General features: G+C 49.1%; 14 protein-coding genes and 1 pseudogene. 5 read left to right on the plus strand and 10 right to left on the minus strand.

The window, feature by feature from the left end:
- Positions 1-11 precede the first annotated feature (11 nt).
- Positions 12-1,164 (minus strand): annotated as a pseudogene (locus KUO20_RS10960) (IS3 family transposase).
- A 36-nt stretch (positions 1,165-1,200) separates the two neighbouring features.
- Here KUO20_RS10960 and KUO20_RS10965 point away from each other — a divergent pair.
- The gene (locus tag KUO20_RS10965; RefSeq protein WP_235039898.1) at positions 1,201-1,602 is read left to right on the plus strand and encodes a response regulator transcription factor; all 402 of its coding nucleotides are present in this window, start codon (positions 1,201-1,203) and stop codon (positions 1,600-1,602) included.
- A 220-nt stretch (positions 1,603-1,822) separates the two neighbouring features.
- Positions 1,823-3,025 (plus strand): MFS transporter, encoded by a 1,203-nt coding sequence (locus tag KUO20_RS10970; protein WP_235039899.1) that lies wholly within the window; start codon positions 1,823-1,825, stop codon positions 3,023-3,025.
- Between the two features lie 306 nt (positions 3,026-3,331).
- Here the strand turns inward: KUO20_RS10970 and KUO20_RS10975 are convergent, their stop codons facing one another.
- Positions 3,332-5,095, minus strand: a complete 1,764-nt coding sequence (locus KUO20_RS10975; RefSeq protein WP_235039900.1) for an ATP-binding protein — start codon at positions 5,093-5,095, stop codon at positions 3,332-3,334.
- A gap of 42 nt (positions 5,096-5,137) precedes the next feature.
- A complete protein-coding gene (locus tag KUO20_RS10980; RefSeq protein ID WP_235039901.1) occupies positions 5,138-6,190 on the minus strand; it encodes a hypothetical protein in 1,053 nt (350 codons plus the stop codon).
- A gap of 261 nt (positions 6,191-6,451) precedes the next feature.
- Between KUO20_RS10980 and KUO20_RS10985 the strand changes: the two genes are divergently transcribed.
- The gene (locus KUO20_RS10985; protein ID WP_078087611.1) at positions 6,452-6,715 is read left to right on the plus strand and encodes a transposase; all 264 of its coding nucleotides are present in this window, start codon (positions 6,452-6,454) and stop codon (positions 6,713-6,715) included.
- Positions 6,664-7,572, plus strand: a complete 909-nt coding sequence (locus KUO20_RS10990) for an IS3 family transposase (RefSeq protein WP_235042471.1) — start codon at positions 6,664-6,666, stop codon at positions 7,570-7,572. Before KUO20_RS10985 ends, KUO20_RS10990 begins: the two co-directional genes overlap by 52 nt.
- Here the strand turns inward: KUO20_RS10990 and KUO20_RS10995 are convergent.
- The 4 genes from KUO20_RS10995 to KUO20_RS11010 all read right to left on the minus strand — a co-directional run bounded on the left by KUO20_RS10995 (position 7,566) and on the right by KUO20_RS11010 (position 11,008).
- On the minus strand, positions 7,566-8,657 hold the full coding sequence (locus KUO20_RS10995) for a hypothetical protein (RefSeq protein WP_235039902.1): 1,092 nt from the start codon (positions 8,655-8,657) through the stop codon (positions 7,566-7,568). The genes KUO20_RS10990 and KUO20_RS10995 overlap by 7 nt on opposite strands.
- 25 nt (positions 8,658-8,682) lie before the next feature.
- A complete protein-coding gene (locus KUO20_RS11000; RefSeq protein WP_235039903.1) occupies positions 8,683-8,892 on the minus strand; it encodes a DUF427 domain-containing protein in 210 nt (69 codons plus the stop codon).
- 275 nt (positions 8,893-9,167) lie between these two features.
- Positions 9,168-9,770: a glutathione S-transferase N-terminal domain-containing protein gene (locus KUO20_RS11005; RefSeq protein ID WP_235039904.1), complete on the minus strand. Its 603-nt coding sequence runs from the start codon at positions 9,768-9,770 to the stop codon at positions 9,168-9,170.
- Positions 9,770-11,008, minus strand: coding sequence for a YbfB/YjiJ family MFS transporter (locus KUO20_RS11010; RefSeq protein ID WP_235039905.1), 1,239 nt, complete (start codon positions 11,006-11,008; stop codon positions 9,770-9,772). Before KUO20_RS11010 ends, KUO20_RS11005 begins: the two co-directional genes overlap by 1 nt.
- A gap of 162 nt (positions 11,009-11,170) precedes the next feature.
- Between KUO20_RS11010 and KUO20_RS11015 the strand changes: the two genes are divergently transcribed.
- A complete protein-coding gene (locus tag KUO20_RS11015; protein WP_235039906.1) occupies positions 11,171-12,061 on the plus strand; it encodes a LysR family transcriptional regulator in 891 nt (296 codons plus the stop codon).
- 178 nt (positions 12,062-12,239) lie between these two features.
- Here the strand turns inward: KUO20_RS11015 and KUO20_RS11020 are convergent, their stop codons facing one another.
- The 3 genes from KUO20_RS11020 to KUO20_RS11030 form a co-directional block, all read right to left on the minus strand.
- Positions 12,240-13,253, minus strand: coding sequence for a zinc-dependent alcohol dehydrogenase family protein (locus KUO20_RS11020; protein WP_235039907.1), 1,014 nt, complete (start codon positions 13,251-13,253; stop codon positions 12,240-12,242).
- A 60-nt stretch (positions 13,254-13,313) separates the two neighbouring features.
- Complete coding sequence (locus KUO20_RS11025) at positions 13,314-13,649, minus strand: zinc ribbon domain-containing protein YjdM (RefSeq protein ID WP_235039908.1); 336 nt, start codon at positions 13,647-13,649, stop codon at positions 13,314-13,316.
- Between the two features lie 226 nt (positions 13,650-13,875).
- The gene (locus tag KUO20_RS11030) at positions 13,876-15,225 is read right to left on the minus strand and encodes a carboxylesterase family protein (protein WP_235039909.1); all 1,350 of its coding nucleotides are present in this window, start codon (positions 15,223-15,225) and stop codon (positions 13,876-13,878) included.
- Between the last annotated feature and the right edge of the window lie 26 nt (positions 15,226-15,251).

Consider the following 15,251-nt stretch of genomic DNA (forward strand, 5'->3'; position numbering starts at 1 on the left):
CCCCGAGTATTCTAGACACCCGTTAGGCTCTTAAAGTAACGCCTTTCATACTCAACCGGTGACAAGTTATCACTTGTGCCGTGTCGGCGCCTTGGGTTGTAAAACATTTCAATGTAATTGAACACGTCACATCTAGCCGCTTCGCGTGTTGAATAAATCTGTCGCTTGATTCGCTCTCGCTTGAGAAGTTGAAAGAAGCTTTCAGCAACGGCGTTGTCATGACAGTTACCACGTCGGCTCATGCTGCCTACCAAGTGATTCGCTTTCAGAAAGCTTTGCCAGTCTCCACTGCTAAACTGGCTTCCTTGATCCGAATGCACCATCACCGTTCCTTGTGGCTTGCGTCGCCAGACTGCTGATAACAAAGCATCCAGTACCAACTCCGTGGTCATGCGAGACTTCATCGACCAGCCAACCACTTGACGAGAAAACAGGTCGATAACTACCGCTAAGTAAAGCCAGCCTTCGTAAGTGCGGATGTACGTGATGTCCGTCACCCAAGCAACATTTGGCGCTGTTACTTCAAACTGACGGTCTAAATGGTTAGGGGATACAACAGCCGGTTTTCCACCGCCATATCCGCCAGGACGTCGTCGATAGCCCGTCTGAGAGCGTAAACCTTCCCTACTCATAGACGCGCCACACTGTGCTTCCCGCAAGCTTCGCCAGCTTCACGCAAGTCCTGGTAGACCTTGCGATAGCCATATACACCGCCGCTTTCAAGCCAGGAGTGCTTGATCAATCCCAGCAGGCGCTCATCTTCCCGAGCTCGATTAGAGAGCGCTTTTTTACACCATGCGTAGTAACCGCTGGGATGCACTGCCATCATCTGACACAAGCGACGTACCGAATATTGGCTCGCATAATGTTGAATAAACGCGTACCTCAGTCGGACTCCCTGGCGAAGTACGCGGTGGCCTTTTTTAATATGTCTCGCTCTTCTGATACGCGTTTGAGTTCGGCCTTCAAACAACGGTTTTCAGCTTGGAGATTATCATCTTCTTGCCGTTGTTCTACCGGCTTATCGTAGCGCTTGATCCAGTTGTACAGGCTGTGACCTGACACCCCTAGCCGCTCAGCGACCTCGGCCACGCGATGGCCGCGCTCTACCACCTGTTTGACGGCTTCGATTTTGAATTCTTCAGTGTAGCGGGGATGGCTCATGGTTCCTCCTAGATACCTTTAGTATAAGGCCTGGAGGTGTCTACGAAACCTGGGGCGATTCATATTTCTCATGGAAGAGAGGTTGGCATACTCACTTTATGTCTAGATAACAAAGAAACTAGCTTATTTTCCATAATAAAGAAAAATGAAGCAGAAATTCAATTCTGTTTAATAAAATATCATGAACAACATAAGCAGCTTTACACTCACTGTTCAGGCACCAATGAACATGATCGGATCAAGAAGCTATCGTGCCGGGAAATAGAGGTATTACGCTGGGTGTCGAGTGGTAAAACATATTCAGAAGCTGCCGTTATTTTAGGCATTACCGAGCGCACCATTAAATTTCACGTAGCCAACATAAAGCAAAAACTCGATGTATATAGCTCACGGCAGTTGGCTTCTATTGCCACCAAGTACGGCCTGATTCACTTATAAACTAAACACTTTAAAACCCTGCATGACAGCGAAGCTTTTTAAGCCTGCTGCATTTTAACTGACCCTAGGTACAGTTGTTTCAGGTTAGCAACATCTTAAAATCACTCCTCCATTTTAAATACTGATAGCTACGGACACGGCAGCCTTCTATTGGCCTTGCTTAATCCTGCTTGGTAGTGGCCAAGCACGAATACGTGCTTATTAAAACTTGGAGATAAACGTGAAATATCAAAGTATGGGGACGGTTTACCTGATAGCTCTGGGTGCTTTTGCACTGGGAATGGCTTCTTACGTTATTGCAGGGCTGGTGCCAATGATTGTCAGCGATTTTAGTGTGTCGGTTGCCAGGGCTGGTCAGTTGGTTACCGCCTTTACACTGGCCTATGGCATCGGATCACCGGTATTTGTTGCTCTGCTACCAGCCAATAAGCAGCGTTTAGGTCTATTGATCGCGCTGGCTATTTTCACCGTAGCCAACCTGGTTAGTGCACTGGTAACGACCTATACAGCTCTGGTCGTTAGTAGAATTTTTGCTGGCGTAGGCGCCGGTGTATATCTAGCCATGGGGATTGCTGCATCGGCTGCCGTTGTACCAAAGGATAAACGTGGCCAAGCACTGGCGATCATTATGGGTGGAATGGCCAGCGGCACCGTATTAGGCGTGCCTGCCGGACTAATGATCGCTGAGCAATTGGGATGGGCCTCAACGATGTGGCTTATTGCTATTCTTGGGCTCGTCTCAATGGTGAGTCTGGCAATAAAACTTCCTGCACTTCCCGCCTCAGAAGCCTCCACCCTTCGGGAAAAATTTACCATCCTTAAAGATATGAAAGTCACTTTGATTCTGACAGTTTCCCTATTAGCTGCAGTATCTAGCCTTGGGCTTTACACCTATATCGCGCCCATAATGGCTAATGAAAGCTTCGGTGGTATTTCAAATATCACTCCTTGGCTGTGGGTATGGGGTATTGGCGGTGTAGTGGGCAGTTTCCTTATTGGCCCTATAGCAGATCGCGTTAGCGGACCAAAGCTCGTGGCCATTATCATGCTTATGCTGACCGTATCCCTAGCTGCCCTACCCTTCACCGCGGGTGTTAATGCCTGGCTAGCAATGGTGCCGATTGCCATATGGGGAGCTGTGGGTTGGGCGCTACAAGTACCCCAGAACAATCAGTTGATATCCGCACGTGAAGGAATTGGCGGTGGCAACGTAGCCGTAGCGCTCAATGAATCAGCACTTTACCTGGGTAGCGCGATTGGTGCCGCTGCTGGCGGGCTAATATTTGCCTTCCAGTTGGGAGGGTGGGCACTGCCTTTTACTGCCGCATCCATTGCGGGGCTTGGATTACTGTTGCAATTAATAGCACTGAAATCAAATGGCATATTTAGCGCAAACAAGCCTGCCAGCTGTAGCTCTTCCTGACTGTCATATCGATATATCGAGGCCTCGCTGCTCACTGGTTAAATAAAGGCACGAGGCCTTACTACTTCTACCACAAATGCCCAAGCCGATTCTCACCCGTGAGCAGGTCTGCACCAGCATCATCCTTTTACCCGGTTGGCTCACGGTGGTGGAAGCCAAACGCGGGGTGTTGAATGAGGCGGTGACGAGGGACGTTATGAGGGTTAGTGGAATCGAGGGTCAAAGCCTTTAACACATATGGCTTTGTAGTTAATGTGTAGCATCACTACAAAGCCGTAGCTATTATTTTGATTATTAAAAATTAAACTATGCATGAGCTTCGCCACCAAGTTCCTTTAAAAGCCAGTTCAACTGATTCCTAGCATTTGAAATAATCTCGTCAAAAATAACAACCTCAGTATTAGGCTCTCGATTATAGTGAGGCGGGAGGTCTTGACCTCTTTTTCCTCCCACTAGTAAAATCTTCATTTCTGCACTCGTATAGGGTACAAAATCATTTCTATAAGCAGTAGCTTGTTGATAGTCTTTGTATCTTAAGCTATGGCTTGGTCGTTTGAATTCTATCAAAAGATATTCATTTGCAAAATTAGAGCTCATCAAAAGATCAGGACGCTTACTTTCTCTTTGTCCCGAATATTTTTTATTTAAATAACTTTCAACCTGGCGCTTAAGCGTTTTATTACTACTAAATATCGAATACTTAACACCAAAAACCCATAAGCACTTTTCAAGTGCTGAGTGAACCACATTTTCCTCCGTATCATCTTTATTACAAAGCTCCTCAAACCGATCAAGGAACTCCAATCTAGTCTTTGCCTGCTCAGCTACGATAGCAAGCTCTGCCAATCCAAATTCGGACAATGCTTCGGCTAGCTTAGCTATATCAGAATGTTCAGCTTCATGGATATAGTCTAATATAGCGCGATAATCTGTTCGTTCAAGAGCATCTAACAAGACCTCGACCATTGGCTCTACTTTTGCTTCTGGCTCTCCGTAGTACCTTCCCAAGATTGACTTTATAGCCTTATCCGCGTATTGCCTCTTATACTCTGGTAGATGTGCAAGTCTTTCATTAATTCTCTTCTTCAATCTTGCTTGTGCAAGCCCCATTTCGCGGCCATATTCCTCTTTGACTTTGGCTTTAATTATCGGTCGCACATACTCTGCAACCTCATGATAAAGTTCGCTATTTTCGACCAGCGCTCCCCAATCAGAAGTAACGTGATCAAACAATCCATCAACTTCTACTTCTCCATATATTTTTTCTAATAATTTTGGAGGAAAATCTTCTTCTTTGTCTAACCCGAAAAAGTCAGGTCTACCTACTACTTTACCGCCAACTCTTATAGATATTCCCGGTTGTTTCAGTTTCCCTTTTTGATTAGAAACCGTGAATTGCAGGGTCACTGCACCAACAGACGGGAGCTTTTCATGATATTCATTATATATCCCTTGTATGTCATCAATACCCAATATTTTGCCGTTAACGTTAATAACAAACCCTTCCTCTCGACCATACTCTTGAAGCAATAATTGTCGAATTTTTTCTGGACTCGGAAATACCAGCCCATGAATCAAGTCTGATAGTGTAATTTTGGTACCCTGCATCTCTGAGTCACAGTCTTTAACAAAAAGATTTATTGGCAACTCTTCTATATCAGTTGCATTTTCAAAATCTTTAATTGATATTGAAAACTCACATATTCTTCCTCTCGACCATGTCTCTAACTGCATTGAATTTGCAATCATTAACCCCGCGAATTTACCTATACCTTTCTTGCCTTTTACTTTTCGCCTCTTTAACGCTGTAATATTGCCTCGTCTTTTTCTGCGATCACTAGCAATAATTAGATATTCTTTTAAGAGTTCTGTTTCTGTCATTCCAGAACCATTGTCATATATAATAATAGGACTATCTGTCATAGGTTCCGGTAAAAAAATATTAACTGATGACGCATCCGCATCCCAAGCATTATCGACTAATTCTTTAAGAGCCCTCTCAGTCGAACGATAATTTTCTGAGAGGAGCTTGGCTAGCCTTGTATCAACTTGAAATGCTATTTCTTTCATAATTAACTCCATTATTTTAAATCATATTACGCATACTACTTATTATGGAATATTTGCTACAGAGCCAAAGTCTTTACGGTTAATTTCCCAATAGTCGAGCAAGCAGCCAATTACCCCGCGAAGTTCAATTGAAGACTCATAATGGCTTCTAAAACTTCGACTCATTGCGACATTTTCTAGCTCTTTTGCCACTGAAAAAATCACCTTCCCAACTTCACTTTTCGAAAAATATTCGCCGATAACATTTGTTGGCAAAGATTCAAAATCAGCAATTACCTTTGCACGTACCAGTGAAGATACAGCTTTACCTTCTGGAGCAAACTGTTCTACAAGAGATAGCGACGTAGACAACATTTTTGTAACGCCATTTCTACCCATAGAACCATATGTAAACCCTTCGACCAGCTTATTCATCCTTTCATCATGATCCAAAAATGAAAGTTCTTTTAGAATAAAATCCACACCTACAGAAAACAATGATAAAGAATAGTAGAAGCACCTTAATGCGACTTCTCGCTGGCTAGGCTTAGTCAATACCTGTTCAGCAAAAAATCTTGAAACTTCCATCCATTGATTACATGCATCAAAACCAATACCTTTAGCTAATAAGCCTTTTGATTTAATAATTTGGCCTTTCCAATCACCATCCAATTTACCTAAACTATAACCATCAATTAGCTCCAAAAATTCTTCATCAGCAAGCCTGGTTTTTAAGAACCGATCTGACTTTGATAATTTGGAAACAAAAACCCCATCCAATACTAAAACATCTAAATCATGACCAAATTCTTTAACTTCGCTTCGCTTATCTGTCGTTGCCACTACAACATTGTTCGCATTTACGGCTTTCGCCAAACCTTTAGCCCAGAAAATCCTTTCAATGGCTTGTGGAGTTTTTTTATTTTTCACATCAACTATGGTAATGTTTCTTGCTAGAGAAGATTCACGGCTATATAGCCATAAATCTATATCGGTAACATCAAAACCTTTATATTCAAAGGGAACACCTCGAGCAACATAGTAACCTGATTGCAGAAAATAACTTCTTAGTTGCTCTTCCATTTCAAAACCTTTGGGATTTTTTTTGACCGTCAAAATCCACCTCCTGTTCTCAAGGAATTTATCATGTCATTAGTTTCAAATGGACTTCTTTGTATTTGTTCTCGCCTAATTATCTCCCTATTAACTTCTGGCCCTCTGAACTTGGTAATTGCAGCTCCAGGAAGAGAAGCAATTGACTGCTCACTTACGTCACCTTGTCTTATTGCCTGCAAAGCTAACTCTCCCACCGACGTCCCCCCCTGATTGAGTAGCGCTACACTTTAGAGTCCGATCCTATGCGTAAGGAGATTGGACATGAAGAAGCGTTTCAGCGAAGAACAGATCATTGGTTTCCTGGGCGAAGCCGAAGCGGGACTGCCCATCAAGGAGCTGTGCCGTCGGCACGGTTTCTCAGAAGCCAGCTATTATCTTTGGCGCAGCAAGTTCGGCGGAATGAGCGTACCGGACGCCAAGCGACTCAAAGAACTCGAAACCGAAAATACGCGATTAAAGAAGCTACTCGCCGAATCGCTACTGGAGATGGAGGTCACTCGCGAGGCGCTGAGAAAAAAGTGGTGAGCGCGCCTGCACGCCGCGAGATGGTGCGCTTCATGGTCTCGCGTGGCCTGAGTGAGCGCCGTGCGCTCTGTGTCATCTGTATGAGTGCCAGCGCGTTGCGCTATCAAGCGGCCCCTGATCGCAATGAGGCACTGCGTGAACGCATTGTTAGCTTGGCCCATCGGCATCGTCGTTATGGCGCTGGCATGATCTATCTGAAGCTGCGTCAAGCCGGTGAACGGGTCAATCATAAGCGCGTCGAGCGCCTCTATGCCGCGGCTCGATTGCAGATAAAACGGCGCAAGCGCAAGAAGGTTCCCATGTCTGAGCGTAAGCCACTGAGCCGCCCTAATGCTGCCAATCAGGTCTGGTCAATGGATTTTGTGTTTGACCGTACAGCGGAAGGCCGCGTCATTAAGAACCTCACCGTTGTCGACGACGCTACGCATGAAGCCGTGGCTATCGTGCCTGAACGTGCCATTGGTGGTCTGTTTTTAACACGGATGCTGGATCATCTGGCTTTACAACGCGGCCTACCTAGCGCCATTCGTACGGACAATGGAAAGGAATTCTGTGGGCGGGCCATGCTGTTATGGGCGCATCTACGTGGCGTTGCACTGTTTTTAATCGAACCTGGACAACCCAATCAAAACGCCTACATCGAATCGTTTAACGGGCGTTTTCGGGATGAATGTCTCAACGAGCACTGGTTCACCAGCCTACATCACGCCAGGGTCGTCATCGAGGCGTGGCGACGGGAATACAACGAGGAGCGGCCGAAGAAAGGACTTGGAGGGTTAACGCCTTCCGCCTATGCAGAGCAACTGGCGTTAAAAAACGATAAAGTAACTTCAGACTCTAAACCCGGATGCTACTGAGAATGGGGTGACGTCGCCACTTCTTTCTTTAAAAGTCTCATCAGTGGGCCACTACGACCACCTTTTGAACCATTCCTTATCGAGACTACACCTTTCAATTCTAATATCTTGTAATCTTGCCCAATAGCGCTCACGGGCCCGACCTCTCTTCCTTCAATTAGAGCCCCTAACAGTCTATCTATCATACTTATCTGACCTCTCACATACGTACTTTTGGTCATACCATAAGTTAATGAGGCTACAAATGCTTTAGCCAAATCAAATGCATCATCAACCATAGAACTACTATATTTTGAGAATGCTGATGGTAAAGTAAGATAACCGACTTCCTCTTGATTATTACTTACGATATTAATATCAAAAAAACCGATTGAGTTTACTTTTTTAAAAAGTGGCTCACCTAAAATTTTAACTGCATCTACATATGAAACACATGCTTTTTGTTTGAGTAGTAAAGTTAATTCTTGAAGGGATACTTGTTCGCTTGGACGTAGAGAGTCTAAAACAAGCTTAGTTTTAACTGCTGAGTCTCTTCTAAAAAGATTACCATTAAAAAGTAATTTTTCATTTTTTCCAATAGCCTCGGCATCAACAAATCCAATAGATTCAGAGTCATAAAACAACTGCAGAATTTCATTTTTAGCAAGTTTGTAATCATCTGACAACTGTTTTTCCAGCTCTGAACTTTTCACAGGTTTTACAGACGCAAACTCTGCTAATTCCAAAGCAGAAATTTCAATACTTTTGGGAACAAGAGATTCGAATATATTAGACGTATGCTGTAATGCTGATGAGGTTGTTATACCAAGAACACCAATACCTGATGGAGCAATATCAACCAATTCTTGCTCTTTTAAAACCTCAAGTAGTCTTGGAAGCTCAAATCCTATATTAATGTTAGAAGCGCTAGCTAAAACCTCTAACTTTTCATTTGACAATGTACTTTGATTAGTCTCAGAAATAGCTGATAGCAGAATTCCTGCTTTCCCTGCAACAAAAGTGTTCTGATACTGACCCTGGTTCGTAACATTCTGTAACTTATTCGTATGGTGAATTAACCAAGCACCTTGTACTTTTTTATCCAAACAACACCTCCTTATCAAAAATTCTTTATAACGTTGCTATGTGTAAGGGCAAAAAAGTAGTGGTTTCTGAAACGGTGACTAAATCAACCCATACATCTTCACAGTAGATATAGTGTCTTGGCTGGTAGGCGAGTACGCGATACGCAAGTGCTTGTTTAGAGTTAGCGGACAGCTCGCCATCAATATGTACTTGCTGGCTAATGGGGTAAAGCTCAATGCGTGAGGCATTTTGCATGTAGATTGTCCCTGCGGCGTTTTTTTCGCTCTAATTATTTCAGATTAGCAGCTAAGTTCGTTGAAACCCATATTTGATTCATTAAACTTTAGGCTACGAGAATGACTTGAATCATGCTCATACCCCATTACCGCCCTGCTACTCCCCCTACGCTACTGCGGGACAGCACGGCTATGATCTGTACTTTTTGTAAATCACGATGGGCGAGATGCCATCATGAAATCACCCCGCAATAGCGAGGCGTAAAGGCTGCGAAGGAGTTGTCATGGGCTCTTCTAAACGAATGCAGTCTCCTGAAAACTAGCACGTGCAGTCACAGCAAGGTGCCATTCCTGTAACTGTGGATTCTCTTCTTTCCAGCTCACCTCAGGCAGCCTGAACGCTAGATAATCCAACGCCACCGCAATAGCAATTTCACCCAAATTGATAGTTGAGGGCTGCGGTGTTTCTCCAAGCTCACCTTTCAACTGATTCAACAACCTCTGAATGGCTCGCGAACGCCTCTGGCCCAGCTCGCTCTCGTCAATAGCGTTGCCATAATGCTTTCTGGCGATCACGGTCGTGAACGCGGCATCCATCAGGTTTTGGCCCAGCCCCGCCAGGTGCATCACTTCTGCCATATTGGCTGCTGGCAGCATTGGCGGGTTGGGGCTTACGCTATCCAGGTAAACGGCAATCAGCATGGATTCGCTAAGCGTGGCGCCCTCCTCCGTTACCAGCGCGGGAATACGCCCGGCGGGGTTGGCCTTTAAGAGTTCGGCATCGTCTGCCCAGGGGTCGCACCATTTGAGAGTGACGGTTTCTGCTAAGCCTTTTTCGAGTAACACGATGCGCGTCAGGCGCGCATAGGGTGATGTGGCGTTTAGGTAGAGTTCCATTATTGCCTACCTTGGTGTGTAAAGTGCTTTGTAGAATGCTGATCAGGTAAGTGGGCTTGGCGCTGCTGTACGCTACGGCTGAGTAGCACCAGCAAAAAACCTGCCGCTAGCATAACGCCGCTGATGGCAAACAGTGGCGCGTAGCTGCCCCAGGCGTCATAAAGCGCTGACATGCTATAACCCGCCACGGCTTGGGCCGCAGCAAAAGCAGCGGTTGCCTGCCCCCAGAGCTTCTTATGTGCAGCCGGGCCGACTAATTCGGCAAGGCGGCCAGAGGTGAGTGCGACAATGCCGGGGATCATCGCCCCCACCATGAAGGAGGAAACGGATTGGCTGAGCAGTGCGAGCGAAAATACTGGCAGCGAGACGGCGGCTGCTTTGACCACAAAGGCAGTCGCCAAGCCACGATGCCAGCCCACTCGCTGCGCTAAGGCCCCGGCCATTAGCGGACCACAGACGGCGCCCAAGCCGAAAATACCCCACTGCAAGGAAGCGGCGTGATTACCCAGTGCGTTTTCCCTGGCGAGATAATCCACCCAGAACACGGTATGGGGCACAAAGCCAATCGCATCCAGGGCGTATGCGCCAATAACCAGCAACACCACTAGCTTTATTCCTGCATAGCCCTTCTGGCTATTGGCCGTTGGGCTAGCCCTCAAAGGGGTGGCTAAGGGCGTCACGCCTTGTCGTAAAAAAGCGTCGCTTACCAGGCCCGCTGCGATACACAGTAGCCCCAGCGTGGCCCAAGTAGCCGTTAGGCTTAACTCAAGAAGTACGGGTACGATGGAGGCCGAAAGCAGTGCACCTAGGCCAATGCCGGTAAACACCATGGCCCCCACACTGGCTCGCCTCTCAGGCGGTGTCGCCGCCAGCGCCAGCGAAGGGCCAACTACCATCAAGATGGCCCCGGCAATACCGGAGACTAATCGCCATAAGAAGAACCAGAAGAAACTACCCGCCCCAGCGCAGAGTATAAAGCTGAGCGCGATAGCTGCGAAGCTTGCGCCGATGACTAAGCGGGAAGAAAAACGCTCGCTCAGAGCGTGGGCGCAGAGCGCGCCGATAAAGTAACCCAGCAGGTTAGCGGCCCCGAGGTAGGCGCCTTGGCTGGCGGTGAACCAGCCTTCCTGAATAATCGCCGGCAATAAAGGTGTGTAGGCAAAACGCGCAATGCCAATTCCCGCCAAGGTTGCCATTACCCCTATCATCAGGGGGGGCCAGTCTTTTCTGTTGATCATGTCGTGTCCTTAGCGTGCCGCCATTTGGGCAAAGTCGTCAGCTCGTTTGTGTAGGTACAGACTACCCGCGCAAGCGCATTTTCTAAAAACGATTATAATTGATCGCCACTATCTTATTTTGAGATAGTCATAGCGTGACGATTATCGACCGGGAGGTAGGCCATGCAACTTAAATCGCTGCGGCTGTTTATGGCAGTGGCCGAAACAGGCAGCTTCGTCGCGGCGGCTAATCAGCTGCACACGGTGCAATCTAACGTGACCGCCCACATCAAAAAACTTGAGGAGGAGTTAGGCGTACAGCTTATTCAGCGTGCGGGGCGAGTGCGGCCTACGAATGCGGGCTTGGCGCTAGTGGAGTACGCCGAGCGCATACTAGCGGCCCACGATGAAGCGGTGTCGCTATTCAAAGGCCAGGAGAAGGCCTGTGGCCGGCTGCGGATAGGCGCCATGGAGACCACGACCGCCCTGCGCCTGCCGCCGATACTGGCGGCTTACCACGCCGCGCAGCCTGACGTTGATATCCAGCTAAAGACCGGGCCAACGGCAGAATTGGTCGAGCTGTTGCTAAACGGGCAGGTGGACTGTGTGTTTGTGGCCGGGCGGCTTGAGCATAGTCGCTATCACTTGCTCAAAGCGTTCAGCGAGCAGCTTGTGCTGGTCGGCTCAACGCCGATGTCGACGATGCCCTCTTCACAACAGCTGCTGACCTCTGCCTTTATGGCATTTCGTCAGGGGTGTAGCTACCGCCAGCGTATCGAGCTATTGCTGGCCTCCCATGGCGTTAATGCGGGGCGGATATTTGAGTTCGGGTCATTGGACGCGATGCTTGGCTGTGTCGCGGCGGGAATGGGTTATACGGTGCTGCCCCGTGGGACAGTTGAAGCCCACCAACACCGGTTCGCAATTCACACCCTGAAGCTGCCCGCGTCCATCGCTAATGTCGATACCTATTTTGTCGCCCCCGAACCGGAGACCTGGACACCCGCCCTGGCAAGCTTCGCTGAAACGGTACGTGACGCGGTGGTAGATGAGCCTCAGCTTACTGCGTCTTGAGAGGGGTGCTGTCCATGTCATGCCTCCTGTCGTCGCGAAGGTACTATGGTGGCTCAACTCAGGGGGGTGAATTCTATACCCAACGACGAAGAGCCAATAAAAAAGCTAACTCAATAAGCCATATAAAAAATCTCGCAGCAGCTTCTTCTTTTTGTTTTTGAAGCTTGTTAGCGCAATTTTAGAATTTGATCAGTACTTTGCCGATGTGTTTGGCGGCAGCTTGGAAGCGGTAGGCTTCTGGGGCGTCGTCAAAGTCAAAGGTTTTGCTGATTAGGGCGGTGCTGTCGTTTGCTGCCAGTGCGTTGATGTAGTCGACGAACATGGCGCGGCTGCCGTTGGCGATGCCTTTGATGGTGATGTTTTTGAGGATAAAGGCGATGTAGTTAGGAATCGGCGAGTTCTGCCCTGGGGAGACGCCGATGATAACGATGCGACCATTAACCGCCGCTGCTTCAACAGAGTGGCCTAGGGTGTCTTGCCCGCCGGTTTCGACGATGATGTCGGCGCCGTGGTTGTTGGTTTGCTTCATTAGTTCGGCAGGCCAATCTGGGTATTGCTTGTAGTTGATGGTGATGTCAGCACCCAGTTCACGGACAACGCTGAGTTTCTCGTCACTTGATGAGGTAATCGCCACGCGCGCACCGTGCATTTTCGCCACTTTTAGTGCGGCTAAAGACACGCCGCCCGTACCAAGGCAAAGCACGAGATCGCCCGCTTTTATTTTAGAGATTTCTACCAGTGCGTTCCAAGCGGTTAATCCGGCGGAGGCAAGCACGGCGGCATCTTGATCTGGAAGGCTTTCTGGAAGGCGAATCAATGAGGCGGCAGGGAGCAGAACTTTTTCTGCTAACCATCCATCGTGGGTGATGCCAATGTCGTGGGAGAAAATATTGGCACTGAACGGGCCTTCGCGCCAGTTAGCAAAGTGACCACACACCACGCGGTCGCCAACGCTGATCTCTGTTACGCCTTCGCCAACGGCAATCACATCGCCTACGCCTTCGCTGCCAGGCACGCGCTTTGGGTCTTGTAATGGGCCGTATGTGCCGACGAGTATTTGTATATCTCGACTGATCAGGCTGACTAACCGTGGCGCAATGATGGCTTCTCCAGGACCTGCGATCGGTTCTGGTCGTGTGGTGGCACTTAAGGTGTTGGTGCTGTGTTGTTCGCCAATTTGAAATGCTTTCATCGAGTAGGTAATCCTTTTTTTGCCTGTATAAGAAAGATGCTATCGCGTTGGGCTAACAGTTCAGGCCTTTTTCACAAAATGGGCGGTTACCATCATGTCACCCACACCATCGACCTTGCAGTCCAGCTGGTGATCCTTGCCCTCTTTGAGCCGCTTGATAACGGCTTTGGTACCTACCTTGAGTACCAGCGAGCTGCCTTTAACTTTGAGGTCTTTGATCATCGTTACCTTATCGCCTTCCGCTAACAGCGTACCGTTGGCATCTTTTACCGTTACGGCATCTTCCGCTTCAGCTTCAGAGGGGTTCCATTCGTGGGCACACTCAGGGCAGATGAACAGGCGTTGATCTTGATAGACAAATTGAGATTGGCAGTTTGGGCAAGGTGGGCATGACATAAATAAAGGCTGCTGTGGTTTGGTTGGCTGCTTATGGTACCGAGCCTGTGTGACCTTGGCGAATGCTCCGGGGCAGGGCCAAGGGTAACTAAAGCCAGCCCTTTGAGGAAGCTGACCGGGAGAATGTTCTGGCTTTTCACCTTCTCTTTATAGAGCGAGGGCCAACGCTCTCACGGCCGCACGTTGACACAGTAAACGGCTCGCAGTTTCCCAAGATGAGCTAGCGCTAGCCCACCTCCCACCACTCAAGCACCTGCGGCTCAATGTGGCCGGTAGCCGAAAGCTGGCCGGTACGCGCGAAGTCAGCCCATAGGGCGCGCAGGCGTTGGCCGTGTTCCAACAAGGTGGCCTCATCCACGCCTTTTACCAAATCGGCATGTTTCCAGCTGGATGGCTCGCCCAGTAGCAGCGGCAGGTCGATCGTGTGGGCGGCGCCAAACGGGTAGCGGCCCTTGCACCAGTCCAGCCGATACAGGTAAGCGTGCCCACCCGCCTGCGTATGGCGGCGGGCAAATTTGTGCGCATCGCGTATGTAGACGCTGCGTGTGGTGACAGCCACCATCGCTTTGCAGAGTGCCTCCCCCACCAAGGGCGTGTTACGCAGGCGTGTAAGGCTCGGCGACATGACTAAAAACAGCGCGCTCTCTTCCGCGGTGTAGCCAATAAACAGGTCAATCTTTGTGGCCGCACGACGCCAGGCCGCATCTGCATCGGCCTCAATCGGCAGCGGGTAGTGGCCGTACTGGGTGCCAAACGGCATGGCCGCTTTCAGGCCAAAGCCACGAGCGGATTCCGCCACTTGGGTTTGCACGCGCAAAAGCTCCTCAAGCGGTGCATCGTCTTTTAAGGTGGCCGCCTTTTGGCCCATCTTGGCATTCATTTTTGCTCGGCCACGGCTAATGCCCAGCGGCGCGCTCTGAATAATAGCGCGCTGAAAAAGCCCCTCGGTGCCTTCGGCAATCATCAGATGCGCCGCCGCGTCGCCCCCGGCGGACTGGCCAAACAGAGTGACATTGGCGGGGTCGCCTCCCATGGCCGCAATATTGGTGTTTACCCAGCGCAGGGCTGAGATCATATCGAGCAGGCCCAGATTCGCAGGGCGGTTGGCGTAGCCACCCAGAAAGCCTAACAGGCCAAGCCGGTACGTCACCGCCACTACAATTACGTCCTGCTCAAGCGCCAATGGGCGTACGTCGAACACCGAGAGATCCCCGGCACCAAACACGTAAGAACCACCGTGAATCCAGACCATCACGGGGCGCGGCGTTGACGAGGGGTTTTCCGGCAGGGTGACCGACAAATGCAGCTCGCCTTCGCAGGAGGAGAACGCCTGGGCGCTAATCCCCAGCGCAGCGTTTAGCTCGGGAATGATGTTTTGCGGCGAGCAAGGCGACCAATCGGTGGCCTGGATGGGCGCGGTTGAGGGCAGCTCATCTTTTGGGGCGCAAAAGCGCTGGGTGCGGGCATAGCAAATGCCCGTGGCGCGGATAACGCCGCGGCCCCGCCAGCCGACAATCTCTCCGGCTGGGGTGGTAAAGCGTGGCGCATCGTGGTCTTTTAGCTCAGCGTGGCGCATACCGCTCCTTGGTTTTCTTCATTAAA

This window comes from Vreelandella profundi (assembly GCF_019722725.1).
GTDB lineage: Bacteria > Pseudomonadota > Gammaproteobacteria > Pseudomonadales > Halomonadaceae > Vreelandella > Vreelandella profundi.

What these genes read in the sequence shown, in the direction of transcription:
- KUO20_RS10975 (WP_235039900.1), bottom strand. Translation starts at nt 5,095, where the DNA reads ATGAAAGAAATAGCATTTCAAGTTGATACAAGGCTAGCCAAGCTCCTC.
- KUO20_RS10985 (WP_078087611.1), top strand. Translation starts at nt 6,452, where the DNA reads ATGAAGAAGCGTTTCAGCGAAGAACAGATCATTGGTTTCCTGGGCGAA.
- KUO20_RS11000 (WP_235039903.1), bottom strand. Translation starts at nt 8,892, where the DNA reads ATGCAAAATGCCTCACGCATTGAGCTTTACCCCATTAGCCAGCAAGTA.
- KUO20_RS11005 (WP_235039904.1), bottom strand. Translation starts at nt 9,770, where the DNA reads ATGGAACTCTACCTAAACGCCACATCACCCTATGCGCGCCTGACGCGC.
- KUO20_RS11010 (WP_235039905.1), bottom strand. Translation starts at nt 11,008, where the DNA reads ATGATCAACAGAAAAGACTGGCCCCCCCTGATGATAGGGGTAATGGCA.
- KUO20_RS11015 (WP_235039906.1), top strand. Translation starts at nt 11,171, where the DNA reads ATGCAACTTAAATCGCTGCGGCTGTTTATGGCAGTGGCCGAAACAGGC.
- KUO20_RS11020 (WP_235039907.1), bottom strand. Translation starts at nt 13,253, where the DNA reads ATGAAAGCATTTCAAATTGGCGAACAACACAGCACCAACACCTTAAGT.
- KUO20_RS11025 (WP_235039908.1), bottom strand. Translation starts at nt 13,649, where the DNA reads ATGTCATGCCCACCTTGCCCAAACTGCCAATCTCAATTTGTCTATCAA.
- KUO20_RS11030 (WP_235039909.1), bottom strand. Translation starts at nt 15,225, where the DNA reads ATGCGCCACGCTGAGCTAAAAGACCACGATGCGCCACGCTTTACCACC.